Genomic DNA, 19,841 nt, shown 5'->3' with positions numbered 1-19,841 from the left:
AAATAAAATAAAGCCAATAAAAACAATACCATAAAAAACAATTTATCATTTCAAAATGATTATTTATTTTTCATTCATAAATAAAATAACTATTGTAAACAAATTAAAAACAAAGATAGGAATATATCTAACATAAATAGATTTAATTTAAAGGCATCGCAGGAAAAACGATAAAAAAGAGAATCTTCTTAAATGAAAACACGCATCTTTCAGTTGCGCTATTCCAAAGCGTAGGGTGTCGGAATATCCTATACTCGTTGCAGGATGCAGTTTTCCTCCCATTGAATGCCAGTACAGGGAGTCACAAATGGCTATTTTCGCCCACTTACGGGCAATTTTTTCAGCATTATTGGCAGAATTATCTGATGAATAAAAAACATCCCGTCTTGACCCCGGCAACCCTGTTATTGCTGCAGCCGGTCTGCATCGGTTCGGCCCTGGCGGCGGATCAGAAAGACAGCGACACCCTGGTGGTGATGGCGCAACCCACCGGATTGACCGAGCTGGGATCGCCGGTGTCCGTCAGCGTGATCGACGGGCAAGACCTGCGCAACGCCGCCCCGCAGATTAACCTGTCGGAAAACCTCGGCAGCGTGCCGGGCCTGCAGCTTCAAAACCGGCAAAACTATGCGCAGGATCTGCAGCTGTCGATACGCGGGTTCGGCAGCCGCTCGATGTTCGGCGTGCGCGGGGTGCGCATGTACGTCGACGGCATTCCCGCCACCATGCCCGACGGCCAGGGGCAAACCTCCAATATCGACATCAACTCCGTCGAGCGCATCGAGGTGCTGCGCGGCCCCTATTCCGCTCTATATGGCAACGCCTCGGGCGGGGTAATCAACGTTGACACCCAGACCGGCACCCAGCCGCCGACGCTGGAGGCCGGCGGCTATTTCGGCAGCGACAACACCTGGCGCTACGGGGTGAAAGCGACCGGCGCCACCGGCGACGGCACCCAGGCCGGCGACGTCAACTATGCTATATCGGGAACCCGCTTCACTACTCAGGGCTATCGCGATCACAGCGCCGCGCGCAAAAACCTCGGCAACGGCAAGCTCGGCGTGCGGCTGGACGACGTCAGTACCCTGACGCTGATGTTCAACAGCGTCTCGATTGACGCCGGCGATCCGGGCGGCCTGACCGAAGCGGAATGGAAGGAAAACCCGCGCCAGGCGCCGCGCGCGGATCAATACAACACCCGCAAGTCGCTCGATCAGACCCAGGCCGGCCTGCGCTATCAGCGCCAGATGAGCGAGCGCGACGAACTGACGCTGACCGCCTACCACGGCGAGCGCCACACCACGCAGTACCAATCCATTCCACGCGGGCCGCAGCTCAACCCTACCCACGCCGGCGGGGTGATCGTGCTGGAAAGAAAATATCAGGGCATTGACACTCGCTGGAAGCATGAGGATACTCTCGCCTCGTTACCGGTAACACTGATCGGCGGTCTGGATTATGAAACCATGACCGAACGCCGGCAGGGGTTTGAAAACTTTATTCTGCGAGACGGCACAGTGGACTACGGCGAGAAAGGCGACCAGCGGCGCAACGAGAAAAACCGCATCTGGAACCTGGATCCTTACCTGCAAACCTCCTGGCAACTGACGCCGCACTGGACGCTGGACGCCGGCCTGCGCTACAGCACGGTCAGCTTCGACTCGACCGACTACTACATCACGCCGCGCAACGGCGACGACAGCGGCAGCAAACGCTACCACCAGTGGCTGCCGATGGGTTCGCTCAACTATAAAATCAATCCGGCGTGGAACGTTTATCTCTCCGCCGGCCGCGGCTTTGAAACCCCGACCATCAACGAACTTTCCTACCGCCCCGACGGCCAGGCCGGCCTGAACATCGGTCTGCAGCCGTCCACCAGCGACACCGTCGAACTGGGCAGCAAACTGCGCCTCGGCAACGGCCTGGTGAGCGCCGCCCTGTTCCAGACCGATACCGACAACGAGCTGGTGGTGGCGGAAAGCAGCGGTGGGCGCACCAGCTACGCCAACGCCGGCAAAACCCGGCGGCGCGGCCTGGAACTGGCGCTGGATCAAGAGTTCGCGCTGGACTGGCGCCTGCATATGGCCTGGACGCTGCTGGACGCCACCTACCGCAGCGAAATGTGCGGCAAAGCCGTTTGTACCCCGGCCCAAACCATTCCCGCCGGCAATCGCCTGCCGGGCATCGCCCGCAACATGGGCTACGCCTCGCTGGCCTATGCCCCGCCGGAAGGCTGGCACGCCGGCGCGGAGCTGCGCTACATGAGCGACATTCAGGCCAATGACGCCAACAGCGCGCAGGCTCCCGCTTACACCGTGGCCGGCGTAAACGCCGGTTATCGCTTTACCTGGAACCGCTGGGCGCTGGACGTGTTCAGCCGGGTGGACAATGTTTTCGATCGCCGATACGTCGGTTCGGTGATCGTCAACGAAGGCAACGGCCGCTACTTCGAGCCGGCGCCGGGGCGCAACTGGGGTGGCGGCGCCACCTTGTCTTATCGCTTTGAATAAGGCAAAGCACCTTAAGGTTAAAAAACGGGATGGGTTTTACGTCACCCTAGCGGCTTCTCGCTGAAATAATAGGGAGAAACCGCGTGTTTTTTCCGATTTGGCTTAATCTCTAAATCGGGGACTTTCATTTTTGGTAAGGGTATTGCTATGCAAAATAAAGCGTCACTATCGCCGCTTATCGTCATAACGGCGCTGTTTGCCGCGCTGAGCGGGCTTTATCTGCTCGGCGGCGGCATCTGGCTGGCCAAGTTGGGCGGTTCGCTGTATTACATCATCGCCGGGCTGGTGCTGCTGGCGACCTCTTGGCTGCTGTTCCGCCGCCGCGCCACCGCGCTGCTGCTGTACGCGGCATTCCTGTTGGGCACCACCATTTGGGCCCTGTGGGAAGTGGGCCCGGACTTCTGGGCGCTGACGCCGCGCCTGGACGTCACCTTCTTCTTCGGCCTGTGGCTGGTGCTGCCGTTTATCTACCGCAAGCTGGTGGCCAACGGCAAATTCGCCTACGGCGCGCTGAGCGCGGCGCTGGTCATCACCGTCATCGCGTTGGCCTATGCCGTGTTCAACGATCCGCAAGAGATCAACGGCACGCTCGACGCCGCGCAGGTACAGCCGAAAGACGCCACCGGCGCCGACTGGCCGGCCTATGGCCGCACCCAGGAAGGCACCCGTTACTCGCCGCTGAGCCAGATCAACGACAAAAACGTTGGCCAGCTGCAAGAAGCCTGGCGTTTCCAGACCGGCGATCTGAAGACCGCCAACGATCCGGGTGAGATCACCAACGAAGTCACGCCGATCAAAATCCGCGATACCCTTTACATGTGTACGCCGCACCAGAAGCTGTTTGCGCTGGATGCCGCCACCGGTAAAGAAAAATGGAAGTTTGATCCGCAGCTGAAATACAACCCAACCTTCCAGCACATCACCTGTCGCGGCGTGTCTTATCACGAAACCGCCGCAGCCGCAGGCGCCGCCGGCGACGCCGCTCCGGCGATGTGCGCACGCCGCATCATTCTGCCGGTCAACGACGGCCGCCTGTTTGCGCTGGACGCCGAAACCGGCAAACCCTGCCCGGACTTCGCCAACAACGGTGAGCTGAACCTGCAGAGCAACATGCCGTATGCGACGCCGGGCCACTACGAGCCGACCTCACCGCCGGTGATCACCGATAAAGTGATCGTCGTCGCCGGCGCCGTGACCGACAACTACTCCAACCGTGAGCCTTCCGGCGTGATCCGCGGCTTCGATGTCAACAGCGGCAAGCTGCTGTGGGCCTTCGATCCGGGCGCGAAAGATCCGAACGCCATCCCGGCGGACGAGCACCACTTCGTGCCGAACTCGCCGAACTCCTGGGCGCCTGCCGCCTATGACGCCAAGCTGGATATCGTTTACCTGCCGATGGGCGTCGCCACGCCGGACATCTGGGGCGGCAACCGCACCCCGGAAATGGAGCGCTACGCCAGCGGCCTGCTGGCGCTGAACGCCTCCACCGGCAAACTGGCCTGGTTCTATCAGACGGTCCACCACGACCTGTGGGATATGGACGTGCCGGCGCAGCCAACCCTGGCGGACATTACCGACAAGAGCGGTAAAAAAGTGCCGGTCATCTACGTGCCGACCAAAACCGGCAACATCTTCGTGCTGAACCGCACCAACGGCGAACTGGTGGTGCCGGCGCCGGAGAAACCGGTACCGCAGGGCCCGGCCAAAGGCGATCGCCTGTCGCCGACCCAGCCGTTCTCCGAGTTGACCTTCCGTCCTGAGAAGAAACTGACCGGCGCCGACATGTGGGGCGCGACCATCTATGATCAGCTGGTCTGCCGCGTGATGTTCCACAGCCTGCGTTATGAAGGCACCTTCACCCCGCCTTCCGAGCAGGGCACGCTGGTGTTCCCGGGTAACCTGGGCATGTTCGAATGGGGCGGCCTGGCCGTCGATACCGATCGCGAAATCGCCATCGCCAACCCGATCGCGCTGCCGTTCGTCTCCAAACTGATCCCGCGCGGCCCGGGCAACCCGATTGAGCCGCCGGAAGGCGACAAAGGCGGCAGCGGCACCGAATCCGGCGTACAGCCGCAGTATGGCGTGCCGTTCGGCGTCACCCTGAATCCGTTCCTGTCGCCGTTCGGCCTGCCGTGCAAACAGCCGGCCTGGGGTTACATTTCCGCCGTGGATCTGAAAACCAACGACATCGTGTGGAAAAAACGCATCGGCACCGTGCGCGACAGCTCACCGCTGCCGCTGCCGTTCAAAATGGGCATGCCGATGCTGGGCGGCCCGGTGACCACCGCCGGTAACGTGTTCTTCATCGGCGCCACCGCTGACAACTACCTGCGCGCCTTCAGCGTGACCAACGGTGAAAAACTGTGGGAAGCGCGCTTGCCGGCCGGCGGCCAGGCGACGCCGATGACCTATGAGGTCAACGGCAAGCAGTACGTGCTGATCTACGCCGGCGGCCACGGTTCCTTCGGCACCAAGCTGGGCGACTACGTGGTCGCTTACGCTCTGCCCGATCAGAAGTAACCACCGCCGTTAGTACCCCGCAAAGCACGCCGCAAGGCGTGCTTTTTCTTTTCCCGCCCCGCCGGCTGTCCCCTCGCAATACCCTTAATTTTTTCACTCGCATTATTGATAATGGTTATCATTCGCAATATTATACCTCTGCGGCCCCGGCAGCGGCTGCGATCCTCTCCAGCTTAATGGGCAATACAACGATCGGCCGCCTTCGGGCGGCCCTATTCGGAGGCGCATGGTCGACCATACTCGGAAGCATCGAAAGAAGATCCTGCAAGCGGCGGTGAAGACGCGGCGTGCCGGTCTGCCGTTCACGGCGGACTCCCCAGCCACCCCGCCCTTTATTGGTTTGCCGCATCAGCCGAAGGCGGTGCTGGTGCATCTGGTCGGCCATGATGGCGCACAGGAGGAACATGAATGAATCTGCAGCCCTTTACCGCCATGTTGATGTTCGCCTATGTGCTGCTGATGGTGCCGCTGCTCTACGTCATCGACAGCCGCCTGAGCGCCAGCAAGCTGGTGCGCAAAGCCACGCAAAACCTCATCATCATCGCGTTGACGCTGCTGTTCTTCAGCGCGATGACGCTTTTATACTGAGGCCATCTCGCCGGTGCCCCGCGGCCGGCGTTACCCGGCCTCCCGGCGTTTGGCTCGCGGATATTTCCACAGCCAGCGCCCGCTGACCATGCGCCAGTAGAACAAGGCGCCGCGCACCGCCCAATCGAGGAACATCCCCAACCAGACACCCACCACGCCCATGCCCAGTTCGATACCCAGCGCGTAGCCCGCCACCACGCGGCAGCCCCACATGCCAAGCATCGTCACCCACATGGCGAAGCGGGCGTCGCGCGCGCCTTTCAGTCCGGCGGGCAACACCCAGGAAGCGGCCCAGATCGGCATAAAGGCGGCGTTGAGCCAAATCAGGGTTTTCACCACCGTTTTCACGTCATCCTGCGAGGTATAAAACGCAGCGAACACCCCGGCCAACGGCGCCGTGCCCCAGGCGATAGCGGTCAGCCCAAGGGTCGACAGCCAGAAAATATGGCGCAGCTGCCGTTCCGCCTGACCGATCTCGCCTTTGCCGAGCCGCCGGCCAACGATGATGGTCGAAGCCGAGCCCAGCGCGTTGCCCGGCAAATTGATCAACGAAGCGATGGAGAAGGCGATGAAGTTACCGGCGATCACGTTGGTGCCCATGCCGGCGACGAACATCTGCGTCAACAGTTTGCCGCCGTTAAACAGCACCGACTCGACGCTGGCGGGAATGCCGATCCCCAGCACTTCCCACAGGATGCTCATCTTCAGCGGCGTGAAATAGCTTTTCAGCGTGATGTGCAGCGCCGGATTAAAACCGATCGCCAGCACATAGAGGATGGCGATGGCGCCGATATAGCGGGAAATCGTCAGCCCCAGCCCGGCGCCGACGAACCCCAGCCCGTGCCAGCCCAGCATGCCGTAAATCAGGATGCTGCTGATGATGATATTGAGGATATTCATGCCGCCATTGATAAGCAGCGGGATCTTGGTGTTGCCTGCGCCGCGCAGGGCGCCGCTGCCGATCAGCGCAATCGCCGCCGCCGGGTAGCTCCACACCGTGGTTTGCAGGTAAGAGAGCGCCAGCGCTTTCACTTCCGGCGAGGCCGCGCCGGCGATCACATCAATGATCGGTTCGCCCGCCAGGTGAATGCCCGCCGCCAACAGCAGCGCCACGCCGGTCATCAGCACCAGCGACTGACGCGCCGCCGCCCGCGCCCGCCGGCGATCGCGCTTGCCGAGGCTGAAGGCCACCACCACGGTGGTGCCGAGATCCACCGCGGCGAAAAAGGCGATGATCACCATGTTGAAGCTGTCCGCCAGCCCTACCCCGGCCATCGCCTCTTTGCCGAGCCAACTCACCAGAAAGGTGCTCAGCACCCCCATCAACAGAACGCAGGCGTTCTCCAGAAAAATCGGCACCGCCAGCGGCGTGATTTCGCGCCAGAACAGCACGCGGTAGCTTTTCCGTTTGGCGTACCAGGGCGTATTTTCCACGCGCTGACGCAGTGCGGCATACAGGTTCAAGGTGGGCTCGATGGATAAAAGTGAAACATCATTTCAAATGATGAGCGATAAATCGTTATCCTGCAAAGAATTTTTGGGCGCCCGTGGCGAACGCCCGACAGGCACACCGCAGCGCTACTCCATGTAGTCTTCCTGATCGGCCTGCGCCGCCGCGATAAAGCGCGCGGTGCTGCGGCTGAGCGTGGCGCATTTGTCCGTCAGCAGTTGACTATCCTGTTGCAGAGTCAGGTAACGCGCCTGGGTGAGCGCCGGCAACTGCCGATACCCTGCCGCCTGCGTGTCCCAGCCGCGGTGCTGCGCCGCACGCATTGCGGTGCGCTGCAGCTTCACGTCGTCCGGTATCTCGCTGCGCCCGCAGTCCACGCGCAGGAAATGCCCGCCGGCCAACATCAAAGCGATGTGATCCAATTGCGCCTGCAGCGGCGGCGCCGGTTGATGCGCCGTCTGCTGACAACCCGCAAGCAGCAACAACGCCGCTACGCCGCAAAGAGACGCGCGAAACAGAGTAGACATGGACGCTCCCGGAAACCTGTGGGTGATGCAATGATCTTAGGTGAGCGGATGCCGGGCGGCAAGGCGGGCAGCACGCTTAGCGCCGGCCGCTGCTGACCTTGGTGGCGCGGGCGGGGTTGCCGGCGACGAATTCCAGCGTGGGGGAATAGTAAAACGGCAACCAGGCGTTATAGCCGCTCTCCCACTCCCATTTGACCGGGCAAGGCCACAGCATGTCTTCATGCAGGATGTAATAGATCCACCGCCCGGGCGGGCGGCGCGGTTTGCGCGTTTTCATAGCGGGTTCGACGGCCTGATGGAATGCGATAGGGTCAACTGCTGCATTTTACCGCGATTTGGGCCGCGGGGACAGCCTGCGTTGCCGGCTTCGCCCCCGGCGCCCGCAAGCGCCCTTTATTCACCGCCGCCTGCCGGCGCGCCGCTCTCGGCCCCCAGCACCACCACCCTGTCGGCCGAGTCGATGGTCGACTTTCTGTGGGCGACGATCACGCGCGTAATATTCAGCGAAGATATCGCCCGGTTGATCGCCGACTCATTCTCAACGTCCAGATGGCTGGTCGCTTCATCCATAAACAGCACGCTCGGGCGGCGATAGAGGGCGCGCGCGATAAACAAACGTTGCTTTTGCCCGCCGGAGATGCCGTTGCCCAACTCGCCGATCAGGGTTTCGTAGCCCATCGGCATCTGCATGATTTCATCGTGGATATTGCTGTGTATCGCGCAGGCCATGATCAGCTCTTTATTGGCATTGACCTCAAACCCGCTGATGTTTTCCGCAATGGACCCGGAGAACAGCCGGTCGTCCTGCAGCACGCAGGCGATCGCGTTACGGTAGTTATTCACCCCGACTTTATGGATATCCATCGCGTCGGCCAAAACCTGGCCGGAAGTGGGGCTGAGCAAACCGCACATCACCTTCAGCAAGGTGGTCTTGCCCGCGCCGGAGGCGCCCACGACGGCCACGCTTTCGCCGGCCGCAATGCGCATGTTCAGGTCTTTGAAGATCGGCCGCGACAGCGCGTCATATTGATACGTAAGATTTTTTACCTCAATGGCAATCCCCGTGCCCAAGGGGAAAACCTGTCGCGGCGCGGACTCCGTCTCCGCATCGGTAAAGACGATGTCGGATATCCTCTCATTGTGCAGCGACAGCATGCGCAAGCCGATCGCCAGATCGATCAGGCTCGAGGCCCGCTGAGAGAATTGGCCGCGATAGGCATTGAACGCCATGAACATGCCGAGCGTCATGGAATTGTCGATGACCATCATGGCGCCAAGCCACAGGATCGCCACCTGATCGAGCGTCGTGATAAAGGTATTGATCCCGCCGAACATCATATTGAATCGGGTGATTTTGATATTGGTATTGGCGGCGTCGACGTTCAGATTGAGCCAATAGCTGGAGCGCGTTTCCTTGATGCCCAGCGCCTTGACGGTAGAGATGCCGTACAGCGTCTCCATGAAATGCGAGTTGGCCTTGGCCGCCTTGACGATCTGCTCCTCCGAGAATTGACGGTAGGTTCTGTAAGTCATCATCCTGATGAGGATGTAGATCAGAGTGAAGCCCGCCACGACCCAGACCAGCCAGCCGCCGTAGACCATCATCATCGCGAACAGCCCGACCGTCATGATGCCGTCGATGATCCCGCTGACGATATTATTGGTAAAGGTGGTTCTGATCGCATCCAGCGAGGAAAAGCGCGATTGAATGTCCCCCAGGTGCCTTTTTTCGAAAAAATCCAGCGGCAGCTTCATCAGGTGTTCAAACAGCGTCGTCTTCCACTGAATATCGGTCAGCGTCCCGAGCACGATGGAGATCCAGGCCCTGGCGATGCTGACCACCGCGCGGAACAAGGTGAAGAAGATCAGCCCCAAACAGATGACCGTCAGCAGGCTGTAGTCATGCGCCTGAATGACATGGTCGGTCACCAGTTGGGTTCCCACCGGCAGCAGCAGGTTGACCGACTCGATGACTATCGATAACGCAAAGATCTTGAGCAGCGTCCCCGGCAGGCCCTCGATGTTTTTCATCAAATCCAGCAGGCGCAAACGGGTCTTGAGGGTCTCTTTTTGAAAGGCCCTGTCGGGCCACAGCTCCAACGCGATGCCGGTAAAATGATTCGACATCTCCTGCAGCCCGATCACTCGGCGCCCGAAGGCCGGATCGTGAATGACAAAACCGGCGCGCTGCACCTTAACCAACACCACGAAGTGATTCATATTCCAGTGCAGTATGCAGGGCGTTTTCAGCTGATTGATTTCGTCGATGTCCAGGGACAAGGCGCGCGTCTTCAGCTGGATTTGCGACGCGATTTGAGAGATCGTCCCCAGGGTCGCGCCCTGGGTGGAAATGCCGAATCGCTGCCGCAGGCTCAGCATATCCACATTAAACCCGTAATAGGAGGCGATCATGGCGAGGCACGCCAGGCCGCATTCCGATGACTCCGACTGCAAGATGCTCGGCACCCGCTTGCGCAGTGAGAAGGTTAACTTCTCGTTGATCCGTTCAAAGAGATTATTGTCCTTCATCGACTCGCCCCACGACGCTGTTTTTTATGTCATACAAAGGCGCGATCGCCCACTGATAAAGCGGTTTCTTATCCAGGAAGACGATGACCCTGGCCTGCAGCCCGCTGCTGATTTCGAGATATTTGCCTTTATCGCTGAATTGCGTGTCGCTGATGGACGCCAGCACTTTGTAGTAGGCGTTCCTTTCCCTTTTATTTCCGCTGCTGTATTCCGACATTTCCTGCGGGGAGGCGGGGACCGACGAGATGGATTCTATTTTTCCCGGAAACTGACCGAATTTATCCGACGGGAAGGCTTCATAGCGAATGTTGATGCCATCACCGATTTTCACGTAGGGCAAACTGTTATTCGGCAGCCATAAAACCAGATAATATTTGATGTTATCAATCGGTTTGATTTGCGCCAGACTGCTGCCGCTCTCGACCACCTGCCCGGCGGTCACGCTCAACGACTCGATTTTCCCCTTGAGCGGCGCTTTGATAATGACCTGGCCGCCGGCATTGGACTCCGCCAGCTGGCGTTGTAAATCACTGCGTTGCGATTCGCTTTGCGATATCTGATTGTCGTAATCGGCGGCGCGAATCAGCAAATCGCTGCGCAACTGCGACAGCTGAATATTTTGCTGGATCTTTTGGCTGTAGAGCGCCTGATACGAGCTTTGCTGTTGTTGAAAGAGCGAACGCTGATAATTTAACTGATCTTTGGTGATCAGGCCTTTCGTCAAATAGTGCTCGTAATTTTTCAGGCTATCCCGCATTTTATCCATCCCCTCTTTGGCGCTGAGGTTCAGTTTCTCGGTTTCTTTATAGGCGTTTTCATAGCTATTGATCTGTTTGCGCAAATTATCCAGCATGGCGGTTTTATTTTTATTCAGCTTGCTGATTATCGAATCCAGATTGCTAATCTGTTTGCTTATTTCGCTGGCTGCGATATGGCTGACATTGCCGGACGTGGTGCTTCTCGAGACATCAATCACATACAGCGGCTCGTCCTTTTCCACGACGTCACCGGCTTTATGAAATGCCTGGCTCACGTAGCCGTATTGGGAGGAAAACACATTGGTGGAATGCGGGATGCTGATCACCTCGCCTTCAACATCGACCCGGCGCGTGTACTCGCAAAAATAGAGTGCGCCCGCCAGGATCAGAATAAAAGTGAAACAGGTGGCGGCAATCACATGGCTCGACGCGCCGGAAATTAACAGCGCCCTGCCGGTCCATCTTTGACGTTGATAATTGACCGCCTCCTGGCGGAAAATATTCCTGCTCTGATTATCACTCATAGGAAGAACCTGCGCTTGCCTGACCGGAAGACAGCCGCAGCGAGAACGCTGCGGCTTTGGACCGCGTATGGATTTAGCTGATGGTGCCGTTAATCAGCCCATCGAGGCCTTTTTTGGAGTATTCCAGCGTGGTGTCCCAGCCAATAACGGCTGCGGCCACGCCGCTGGCTACGCCGCCCAGGATGCCGCCGGCGACCATGCCGACGCCCTGGCCAATCGAGCCGACGCCCAGCAGGCCGCCGCCGTCGCCGCCGTGCTTACCGCCGATGACGGCGCCCGCCATGCTGCCCACGGAGGCGCCCAGAGCGATGGATGAAACGGCTTCCGCGGCATTGGAAACGGCGCTGCCAATCAGCCCCGACAGTCCATTGCTCATATCCCAGGAATAAGCGCCTGACACTTCGTTAATTTCGATAACAGACAGTTCTTTCATTGGTTAATCTCCATATTTAAACGGACAAACACGGCCATACATGCGTGTTGTCATTGCATTGGCATCGGCCTGCAGCGCCTGATGCCACCAATAATGTCGCGCGAACAGACGACATTATATTTTTAATGGGGGTCTCTTTAATTCTGCGTAATGGTGAATGTCATCACCGCGTCGGCCTGCCCGGGGCTAATGGCTCCCGTTTGCTTATAGCGCGCCATCAAGGGGATCCTGATCTCTTTTTCAGCCGCGGTGTGGTAATTGATCGGTCTGGAAAACGTTAATGGATTACGGTTCTCATCCAACACTTCCACGGCGACGCCCTTCGCCGCATCAGCGCCGTCGGCGATATCAATCATTCCCACGCCTGGCGAATTTCCGACCGCCTCGAACGTGACCTGAACCGGAATATTGTCCTCCTGACATTGCAGAACCACGGAAAAATTGCGTTCGGAAGACGCCGCCGTGCTGCCGACGCCATTAAACTCGCTGCGTTTAGGGCTGCCCAGATTCACCGTTTGATTTTTATAGTTCAAATCAACCAGGCAACTTTTCTGAATGACCTTCATGCCGGAAATACTGAGATCCAAAATGGAGGTCGAATCCAGATAATATCTGGCGATAATTTTCCCGCCCATATCGCCGCCGGTTTTGATCGGGCCGGTTTTAATAAACGTCAGCCGAACATCGTTTCGATTGATCCATGGCGTCAGCAAGTTGGGCGAAATCGCCGTGTTGACGGGCACGTTCTTATTGCTCTGCCATAAGTCTGAAATCGTCACCCCCACGCCCTCGATGCCCGTTTCAAATACGCCGGGCAGCGCGCTCGGCGTCAGCGGCGACATGGAGCGATAGGCGACCGAGCCGGAACAAAGAAAAGAAAACGTCGTGCCGTTCATGCTGTTCTCGGTTCGAACAGCCAGCTGCTCGCCGACTTCGATGCGCGGATCCACGGCCAGCGTCAGCAACCCCATGCGGGCGGTTTTCGCGTTGGTGGTACAGGTGCCGGCATAAACCGCCGTCGTGAGCGTCGCCAGCCACACCAGGGCGCCGTAACCGAATATCCTGAGAAAAACGTTCATTTTCACTCTCACTTAAAAGTCATGATGGAGATAGAGCGAGATCTATTGGCAAACGCCATTTAGGGTTTGGAGACCCGCTGACGGCGGCTCCGCCGGCAACTGATAACGGATGCGGCATTGGTTCTCGCCATTCCTGCCCCACTGCGCGATGAGCAGGCCCTTTTCCGCCATGCCGCTCAGATAGACCACGCCGTCGCCGCCGACCAGAAACGGCTGAGTCGCCCCCTCGGCAAGACGCAGGCTGGCGCCCAGCGGCAGAGGAGCCCCCTGCGAGTCCGTCACCTTCATCAAAATCCGTCTGCCGACGTTGGCTTTGAAATTCGCCCGGCTCACCGCGCCGCGAGTCGGCGTGACCGACTGGTTCGTCAACTCGAGATCGACATCATCCGGCAAGCTGTCGACATCGAGGCGAATCGAATTGTTGCGATAAGGCGTGGCGTAAGGAACGATAGCGTAGCCGCGCCAGTCGGTTTTCACCCCGACCTGATTGCCGACCGCCACATCGCTCGCGCCGGCTGCCTGCACCAGGGCGACGGTTTCGCCGAACGGTTGACCGAAGGTCACGCCGTCTTCATGGGCGATCACCCCGCCCTTCACCCCGTAGTTGACGCGCTGTTGACTGCGATCGTAGGCGTAGCCCGCCGTGAGTTCGCCGTACGTCGCGCGCCAGTCGGCGTTGGCGTTGCCGCTGTTGCCCTGGCCCTGGCTGCCATACCCTTCCTGTACGCTCCAACTGAGGTTGCCGCCGGCCAGCGCCGTGCCGTTGAGGCCCGCCGTATGGCTGGTATTGCCTTTTTTGCTGGTGTTGAGGTTGTAGGTGGCGTAGGTGTTGCTCAGCCATTTCTCTAATGGCACGCTGATGTTGAAAGCGAAGATCTGATCGCGATCGTAAATGCGCCCGCGGTTCGAATCGCCGTAAATAGCCTGTGAATTCCGGCTGTAGCTGTAGTTAAAACCGTAGCTGATGCCATTCCAGCTATTGTTGTAACCCGCGCTCAGCGACTGCATATTGCGCTCGGAGCCCCAATAGTCTTCGGAGACCGCGCTGAGTGAAAGCGACCCCGCCCCTTCCCATAAATTCTGGTTCAGCGTGATTTCGCCGCGATTTTTGCGGCGGTCTATCGGGGCGTAACGGTTGCCGCTGCGATAGGTGTCCAGCACTTCCTGCAGCCCATAGTAGCCGCTGGTCGAATAGCGGTAGCCGGCGATGGCGAAGTTCGTCCCCGTCTCGACGATATTTTTGCTGTAGCGCACGCGCCATGACTGACCATCGCTTTTCGGTTGATGCTCCTGCTTTGCCCACGCCTGGGTGACGTCGGCCGACAGGGCGCCGAACTCGCCCAGGTTCTTGCCCAGGCCCAACGCCAGCGATTGATACGGCCCGGCGAATTGGCCGCCGCCATACAGGGTGAAACCGGCGGGCAAGCCATAAATCAGGCTGGCCTGCGAGAAGATCTTTTTATCCACGCTGTGATCGTAAGTGCGGTATTGCCCCGAGGTCAGCGCATATTTCAGCCGCCCTTCGCGTTGCAGCACCGGCAGGCTGGCGAAGGGAACGGTCAGGTGCTGTTCGCTGCCGTCCGCCTCCTTGATAGTCACCTCCAAATCGCCGCTGCCGCCGGTCGGGTACATGTCCGAAATTTCAAACGCGCCCGGCGCAACGTAACTCTGGTAGATGACATAGCCGTTTTGGCGAATGACCACTTGCGCATTGCTGCGCGCGATGCCGCGCACCACCGGCGCATAACCACGCAGGCTTTCCGGCAACATGTCGTCATCGGAAGCCAGCTGCGCGCCGCGAAACGACACGCTGTCAAACACATCGGACGGGCTGCTGCTTTCGCCGAGCGTCAGCAAGCTTTTCAGGCGGATGATATTGCGCTGGGCGTAGGTATAGACGGAGTCCCAACGATCCTCCGACGCTCGCCCGCCGCCGGCGCTGTTGTAGCTCCAGGTGGTGTAGTTCCGCACTCGCCAGGCGCCCAGGTTGAAGCCCGGCCGCAGGTTGAGGTAATAACTGCTTGCGCTCTGGGTGAATCGATCGCGCCCCTTGCTGTTGCTGCCGGTGAAGCCGTAGTTCAGCAGCATCGCCGGCAGGCCTTCATCCCATTGTTCCGGCGGAACGTATCCGCGCACCTTATTTTCCAACGCCGCCTGGGGGATACTCAGCATCAGGCGTTGGCGGTTAAATTGAAATTGCGCCGAGGCCTGTGGGATCGCGGCCAAATTCGCGCAGCGATCGGCGCCGGCCAAACCGGGAAACAGCTCAACTTTCACCCCAAGCCGTTTCAGATCTTCCCGCGTCAGACAAGGCTGTAGATCGGCCTTCTCGTCGCTGCCGGCTCGCAGAGCGAACGACACCTCGCGCGTTTCCAGCAGCATGTCGTTCACCCAAATATCGACCCGATACGTGCCGGGAACCTGCTGGCCATTTTCAAAAATCGACAGATCGACGTGCTGCTGGCCTGAGCGCCCGGTTTCCAGCAACGCCGGATTAAAATAATCACGAGAGAAGGCGGGATTAGCCATATTGCCGCATACCGCCGTTGTTACCGTGAATAAGGCTATGCGTTTCAGCCAAGCATCCCGCTTCGCTAATATACGCTTTTGAGTTATCATTCATTAGCTCCATTATTGAAATGTTTTATCCCTTTTTCTGCCTTCCCTTACAGATTAAATACCTGACTGATGTTCTTTACCTGTGCCGCCATAATCATTAATTAATTTCCAGCTTACCGACGTTGCGCCCGCCACGGGCAATGCAAACATTTCGCTGCTCATCGGCGCGATATACGCCACCTCTTTCATTTCCCGCCCCCCGATACGGACATAATGGAAGTTCATATAATAAGGCGTTGGGTTGGTGAGTTTTAATTCTGAACCGACACGCTGCCATTTCAGCTGCTGCGTCACCTCTTCGGGTACCTGGCGGAGCAGCGGCGCCGGCCGATAAATCAATTTAATGCGGGTCTTGACCGCTATTTGCAGCGTATTCGATTTACCCGCCTGGGTTGTTGAAGGAATGGATTTAATATTCATCCAATACAAGCTTTCTTTATCTTTCGGTAAGTCATCGCCCACTTTCACGATGCGCAGCATATTTTCCTGGTTGCCGTCCAGCCGAAATAAAGGCGGCGTAACGATAAACGCGATTTTATCCACCCCGCTTTGTTGATTCTCCAGCCAGGACTGAATCAAATACGGTTCTTTATCTGGATTCTCCACGCTGATTGACGCTTCTTTTTTTTCGCCGTTGAATATCACCCGCGTCCCGCCAATCACCACGCCGGCGTGAACCGTAGACGCAAACAATAAAATAATGAAAGCCGCTAAGGCGCCGTAGCGATTAAAACGCATAATATTATCTCCGAGGCAATACAGCCCGCTGTGAACCAGCGGGCAAGAAAATATTATCAGTTATAATTCAGCGTAAAGGTGGCGACGCTATTGGCTTTACCGGCGGTCACATCTGCCTGCGTGGAAATATAGCGGGCGGTAAAATCGAGGTTATTTTTCACGCCGCTGCCGGAAGCCAACGGATAAGCCGTCGACGCCGTGTAAAGCGGCAGAACACTGTTAGAAATATCAGACAGTTGGATACCGACGCCGGTAGCGACATCCGTTTCCTGAGTCAGCTGTAATACGTTGCTGTCGCCGTTATCGGCCGCGCCGTCAAACTTAACGGTGGCGCTTTTTACCGTATCCGGACAATCGGTGACTTCCAGCGTGAATTTTGTCGCGCTGGACGTTGATCCCTTGCCACCCGCAAATGCCGTTCGGGCCACATCACCCAAAACAACATTTAATGGATTACTCAAGTCATTCGTGACCTTGCACGCAGCATCGACAATATTCCCGGTAAAATTAACCTGACCATCTGCTGCCAGAGCAGGTAAAGCGCTTGAACACGCTGCCGCGACAAATGCCAACATAATCACTTTTTTTTCCATCATGGGTACTTCTCCTTTTGATTAGACAGACTTCAAAATATCCCCGCCACGGAGAACCCGGACAGGGAGAATAGGAGCCCCGCTCCTTTCACAGTTAATTATGCTTAGCTTTCCCCCTTTAGCAATACATAAAATCAATGTAAAGATGAGAAAAGATAATTACCCCAAATAGAATTAGCATCATTCTTAATTTTATTTTGAAAAAACCGCCAAATCGGCGTTTCTTGATTCATTCATCTGGCCGCAAGGGAAGTTATTATCGCGCTATTCGAAGGCGCTTTCGCCAGATCCTCCTCATTTTCCCCTCAGCCGGAAAATCGGGCGACATCGCCGTAAAATGAAAACCTGGCGAAAAAAAATCGACTGAAATAAATGACATTTATATTACGAAAGACATCACGACGCGGCGGCAGCGAGAGGGGCGGCAGAATAGCAAAAGCATGGCGATAACGGTTTATCAAACAGGAGGGAGAATAAGGCGTTCGCCGTTCGTGAAACCGGCGCGGTCATGTGACAACGAGAAAATGGCGTTACGCAGAAATATTCTGTCTGGCGCCGTTCACTATTTCGAAAATAAGGCGGCAATGCGCTCTGTCGCGCAGAATAACGCATTGCCGCCTTATTGTTTTTCGGCGCCGCTAATTAATCGTCATGGCGATAATCTTCACCCAACCCTCTGCCGGGTAGGGTTTCACACGCCAGGCCATCGCCCGCGGGAACGGCGGACGGATAGTTATCGTCCGGCGTGATAAAGACCGGCGTGGTCGCGATAAACCCATCGTTGAACACCGCCTCGATAAAGGTGGCCTCCCAGCCTTGCGCCGGGGCGGCCAGACGAAACTCGCCGCGATCGGCCTCCGCTGCGGCCAACGGCTCCGGGGTGAAGCGTACGCCGCACGAATAACGAAAATCTCGGGCCGTGCGGTTGTGCGCGCTCCAGCGCCGCACGGTGGCCGGCGGTTCGGAAAAACGCAGCGTGCGCACCGCAGCATCCGCGGCGCTGCCTTGCACCTCGATCGTCGGCAACGCGATATCGCGCTGGCGGCGCTTGATCATCGCCAATATGGCGCGTTCGGCGGCCGGCCGACTTGCCGCACGATCCCCGTCGGCAATCGCGCGCAGCGAAGCCTCTCCCGCTGAGGCGCTGAAATAGAATCGCGTGCTGTCCGGCGGATAACGTTCGTCGCCGCTGGCGATGATGACATATTTCGGTACCGCTGGCCGCGCTCCCGCCGTCGGCGGCGGATAAGCGGTGGGATCCGCTATTTGCATCAGTTTATCGAACGCCGGCGTCTCTATGCGCCGATCGATGCCGAGTTGGTAATAAGGATGAAACGCCAACGGCCAACGGCCGCCATACGTACGATAGATATGCTTCAAGACCTGCCGCGCCGCGACCCCATCCGGGAACATGGCGACGACGGCATCGATGCGCTCATCCGACAATGACGCCAGCCACGCCGCGGTTGCGCCGCTCGCCGCGCCCGCCACGATGAATTTATCTATCCCCCACCGGCTCAATTCGCGCTGCGCCAGCGTCATGGTTTGCGACAAGGCCGCCGTCATGGGGATCGCCAGCGGCATCATCAAGTATTCATCCGCATCGTCCAGGAACAATCGCCAGCCTCGGGCCTGGCTATCCTCCCCCGCACGACGCCGCCCCTCATTTTGATATTCCAGGTACGGATAAGGCAGCCGGTTGACGACAATCACGACGGTGTGACTTTCCGCCGCCAAGGCCGCCGGCATGGCGACGGAAAACGCCGCAGTTTGCTTGCCTGGCCCGCTCGCCCCTGCGGCGGCGCAAGCGCAGTCATCGCTCATCAGCACCAACGCTTTACGGGCAAGCGCCCCGTTGGGGATATAAATATCCACATCGTGCCACCATTGCGTCGGCCGGATGGCGTCTTGCGGCGACCAGGATTGCGACATCAACCGATAATGACGTATCGACACGTCATGGCCGTTATCCACGCCCTTTAACGAATATGACAGAGGCAATATCGCCAACTGATTGTTATAACAAGGAATAACGGTGTGCAAGGCGGAATGTTCGTCCGCAAAGCAGCGATCTTCCTCTGCCGCCATGGCCTGCCGGCCGCCGATTAAGGCCAGGCAAATCAGCGCGATGTATCCGATGCGTTTTAGCATTTTTTCCTCCCCCCTTTGTCCGTGGCAAATCCCTTTTACGCCGCCTGGCGGCAGGAAACCTTCCGCGCGCCTAGAGCACCTGATGAAAGCGTATCGGATAGCCAAAGCTGTCCTTTTCGAACGCCACGTCCCTGTCGTTCTCGCCCAGCAATAGGCTGTAAACGCCGTTTTCCTCATAACGGCTCATGGCGATATACAGCACGACCTCCCGATGGTCAGCGATCGTAAACTGTTTGCGCCTGGCGTTGATTTCCAACGTAAACGCCACCACAGGATTGTTGTTCAGAAATACCGAGGTCTGCTGCATGGAGACGATCCTGCCCTGCGCTTTCTCGGTCACCTGAAAGGGCGTGGCGTCATTGGGGGCGCGTATATCCACCTTCTTTTGGATATAGATAAAGTTAAACACCGCCAACGCCACCGCCACGAACAGGTTGATGGCCATGATCAAGATGATTTTATTCGCCATGAACTCTCCCTTTGCCGTTCTTCCGGCTCCCGACATGTGCGAGGTAAAAGTGCCCTTGCGGGCACTTTTCATTAAGGGCCGGGCTTATGACGATTTACGGCCAAACAGCTGCGAGAAGGCGCTAATACCGGCATCGATGACGGCGCCAATGCCCTCACCGAGTTTGGCGCCGGCGCCCGCCGCATCCGCGTGGATCCCGAATAGACCGGTACCGGCATCTACGATGGCGCCAATGCCATTGCCCAGGATTTTGCCGGCATCGGAAGCGATGCCTGCGCCGGAAACCGCCATGACTTCTGCTTCAGTCAGTTCTTTCATACTGTCTCCTTTGTATTTATCGACATGTTTAGTAA

General features: G+C 57.8%; 17 protein-coding genes. 4 read left to right on the top strand and 13 right to left on the bottom strand.

What is annotated here, in order from left to right; genetic code table 11:
• Positions 1-365 precede the first annotated feature (365 nt).
• The 4 genes from pqqU to JL05_RS13245 all read left to right on the top strand — a co-directional run bounded on the left by pqqU (position 366) and on the right by JL05_RS13245 (position 5,618).
• The gene (gene pqqU, locus JL05_RS13260; protein ID WP_033632675.1) at positions 366-2,510 is read left to right on the top strand and encodes a TonB-dependent receptor PqqU; all 2,145 of its coding nucleotides are present in this window, start codon (positions 366-368) and stop codon (positions 2,508-2,510) included.
• A gap of 147 nt (positions 2,511-2,657) precedes the next feature.
• On the top strand, positions 2,658-5,030 hold the full coding sequence (locus JL05_RS13255; RefSeq protein ID WP_033632674.1) for a glucose/quinate/shikimate family membrane-bound PQQ-dependent dehydrogenase: 2,373 nt from the start codon (positions 2,658-2,660) through the stop codon (positions 5,028-5,030).
• Positions 5,031-5,256: 226 nt separating this feature from the next.
• Positions 5,257-5,442, top strand: coding sequence for a hypothetical protein (locus JL05_RS24855; protein WP_071796820.1), 186 nt, complete (start codon positions 5,257-5,259; stop codon positions 5,440-5,442).
• The gene (locus JL05_RS13245) at positions 5,439-5,618 is read left to right on the top strand and encodes a hypothetical protein (RefSeq protein ID WP_015378373.1); all 180 of its coding nucleotides are present in this window, start codon (positions 5,439-5,441) and stop codon (positions 5,616-5,618) included. Before JL05_RS24855 ends, JL05_RS13245 begins: the two co-directional genes overlap by 4 nt.
• 30 nt (positions 5,619-5,648) lie before the next feature.
• On the opposite strand, the gene JL05_RS13240 is transcribed toward JL05_RS13245, so the two are convergent.
• The 13 genes from JL05_RS13240 to JL05_RS13180 form a co-directional block, all read right to left on the bottom strand.
• Positions 5,649-7,082: an EmmdR/YeeO family multidrug/toxin efflux MATE transporter gene (locus JL05_RS13240; protein ID WP_004935263.1), complete on the bottom strand. Its 1,434-nt coding sequence runs from the start codon at positions 7,080-7,082 to the stop codon at positions 5,649-5,651.
• A 114-nt stretch (positions 7,083-7,196) separates the two neighbouring features.
• A complete protein-coding gene (gene gspS / locus JL05_RS13235) occupies positions 7,197-7,595 on the bottom strand; it encodes a type II secretion system pilot lipoprotein GspS (RefSeq protein ID WP_033632672.1) in 399 nt (132 codons plus the stop codon).
• Positions 7,596-7,671: 76 nt separating this feature from the next.
• Positions 7,672-7,872: a hypothetical protein gene (locus JL05_RS13230; RefSeq protein WP_015378375.1), complete on the bottom strand. Its 201-nt coding sequence runs from the start codon at positions 7,870-7,872 to the stop codon at positions 7,672-7,674.
• Positions 7,873-7,988: 116 nt separating this feature from the next.
• The gene (locus JL05_RS13225; protein WP_033632671.1) at positions 7,989-10,124 is read right to left on the bottom strand and encodes a peptidase domain-containing ABC transporter; all 2,136 of its coding nucleotides are present in this window, start codon (positions 10,122-10,124) and stop codon (positions 7,989-7,991) included.
• A complete protein-coding gene (locus JL05_RS13220) occupies positions 10,111-11,406 on the bottom strand; it encodes an HlyD family secretion protein (RefSeq protein WP_033632670.1) in 1,296 nt (431 codons plus the stop codon). The genes JL05_RS13225 and JL05_RS13220 overlap by 14 nt, the downstream gene beginning before the upstream one ends.
• A gap of 73 nt (positions 11,407-11,479) precedes the next feature.
• On the bottom strand, positions 11,480-11,839 hold the full coding sequence (locus JL05_RS13215) for a hypothetical protein (RefSeq protein WP_033632669.1): 360 nt from the start codon (positions 11,837-11,839) through the stop codon (positions 11,480-11,482).
• A gap of 137 nt (positions 11,840-11,976) precedes the next feature.
• Positions 11,977-12,918, bottom strand: a complete 942-nt coding sequence (locus JL05_RS13210) for a fimbrial protein (protein ID WP_033632668.1) — start codon at positions 12,916-12,918, stop codon at positions 11,977-11,979.
• Between the two features lie 42 nt (positions 12,919-12,960).
• A complete protein-coding gene (locus JL05_RS13205; RefSeq protein ID WP_033632667.1) occupies positions 12,961-15,537 on the bottom strand; it encodes a fimbria/pilus outer membrane usher protein in 2,577 nt (858 codons plus the stop codon).
• A gap of 54 nt (positions 15,538-15,591) precedes the next feature.
• Positions 15,592-16,275: a fimbrial biogenesis chaperone gene (locus tag JL05_RS13200; RefSeq protein ID WP_033632666.1), complete on the bottom strand. Its 684-nt coding sequence runs from the start codon at positions 16,273-16,275 to the stop codon at positions 15,592-15,594.
• A gap of 56 nt (positions 16,276-16,331) precedes the next feature.
• On the bottom strand, positions 16,332-16,871 hold the full coding sequence (locus JL05_RS13195) for a fimbrial protein (protein WP_004935293.1): 540 nt from the start codon (positions 16,869-16,871) through the stop codon (positions 16,332-16,334).
• Positions 16,872-17,510: 639 nt separating this feature from the next.
• Entirely contained in the window at positions 17,511-19,019 is a 1,509-nt protein-coding gene (locus JL05_RS13190) for a PhoPQ-activated protein PqaA family protein (RefSeq protein WP_033632665.1), read from the bottom strand.
• 70 nt (positions 19,020-19,089) lie between these two features.
• Positions 19,090-19,488, bottom strand: coding sequence for a hypothetical protein (locus JL05_RS13185; protein ID WP_004935300.1), 399 nt, complete (start codon positions 19,486-19,488; stop codon positions 19,090-19,092).
• Between the two features lie 84 nt (positions 19,489-19,572).
• Positions 19,573-19,806, bottom strand: coding sequence for a hypothetical protein (locus tag JL05_RS13180; RefSeq protein ID WP_004935304.1), 234 nt, complete (start codon positions 19,804-19,806; stop codon positions 19,573-19,575).
• Positions 19,807-19,841 lie beyond the last annotated feature (35 nt).

The organism is Serratia nematodiphila DZ0503SBS1 (assembly GCF_000738675.1).
GTDB lineage: Bacteria > Pseudomonadota > Gammaproteobacteria > Enterobacterales > Enterobacteriaceae > Serratia > Serratia nematodiphila.
Note: the sequence above shows the minus strand (reverse complement) of the source record. Positions and strands in the feature narration are given on the sequence as shown.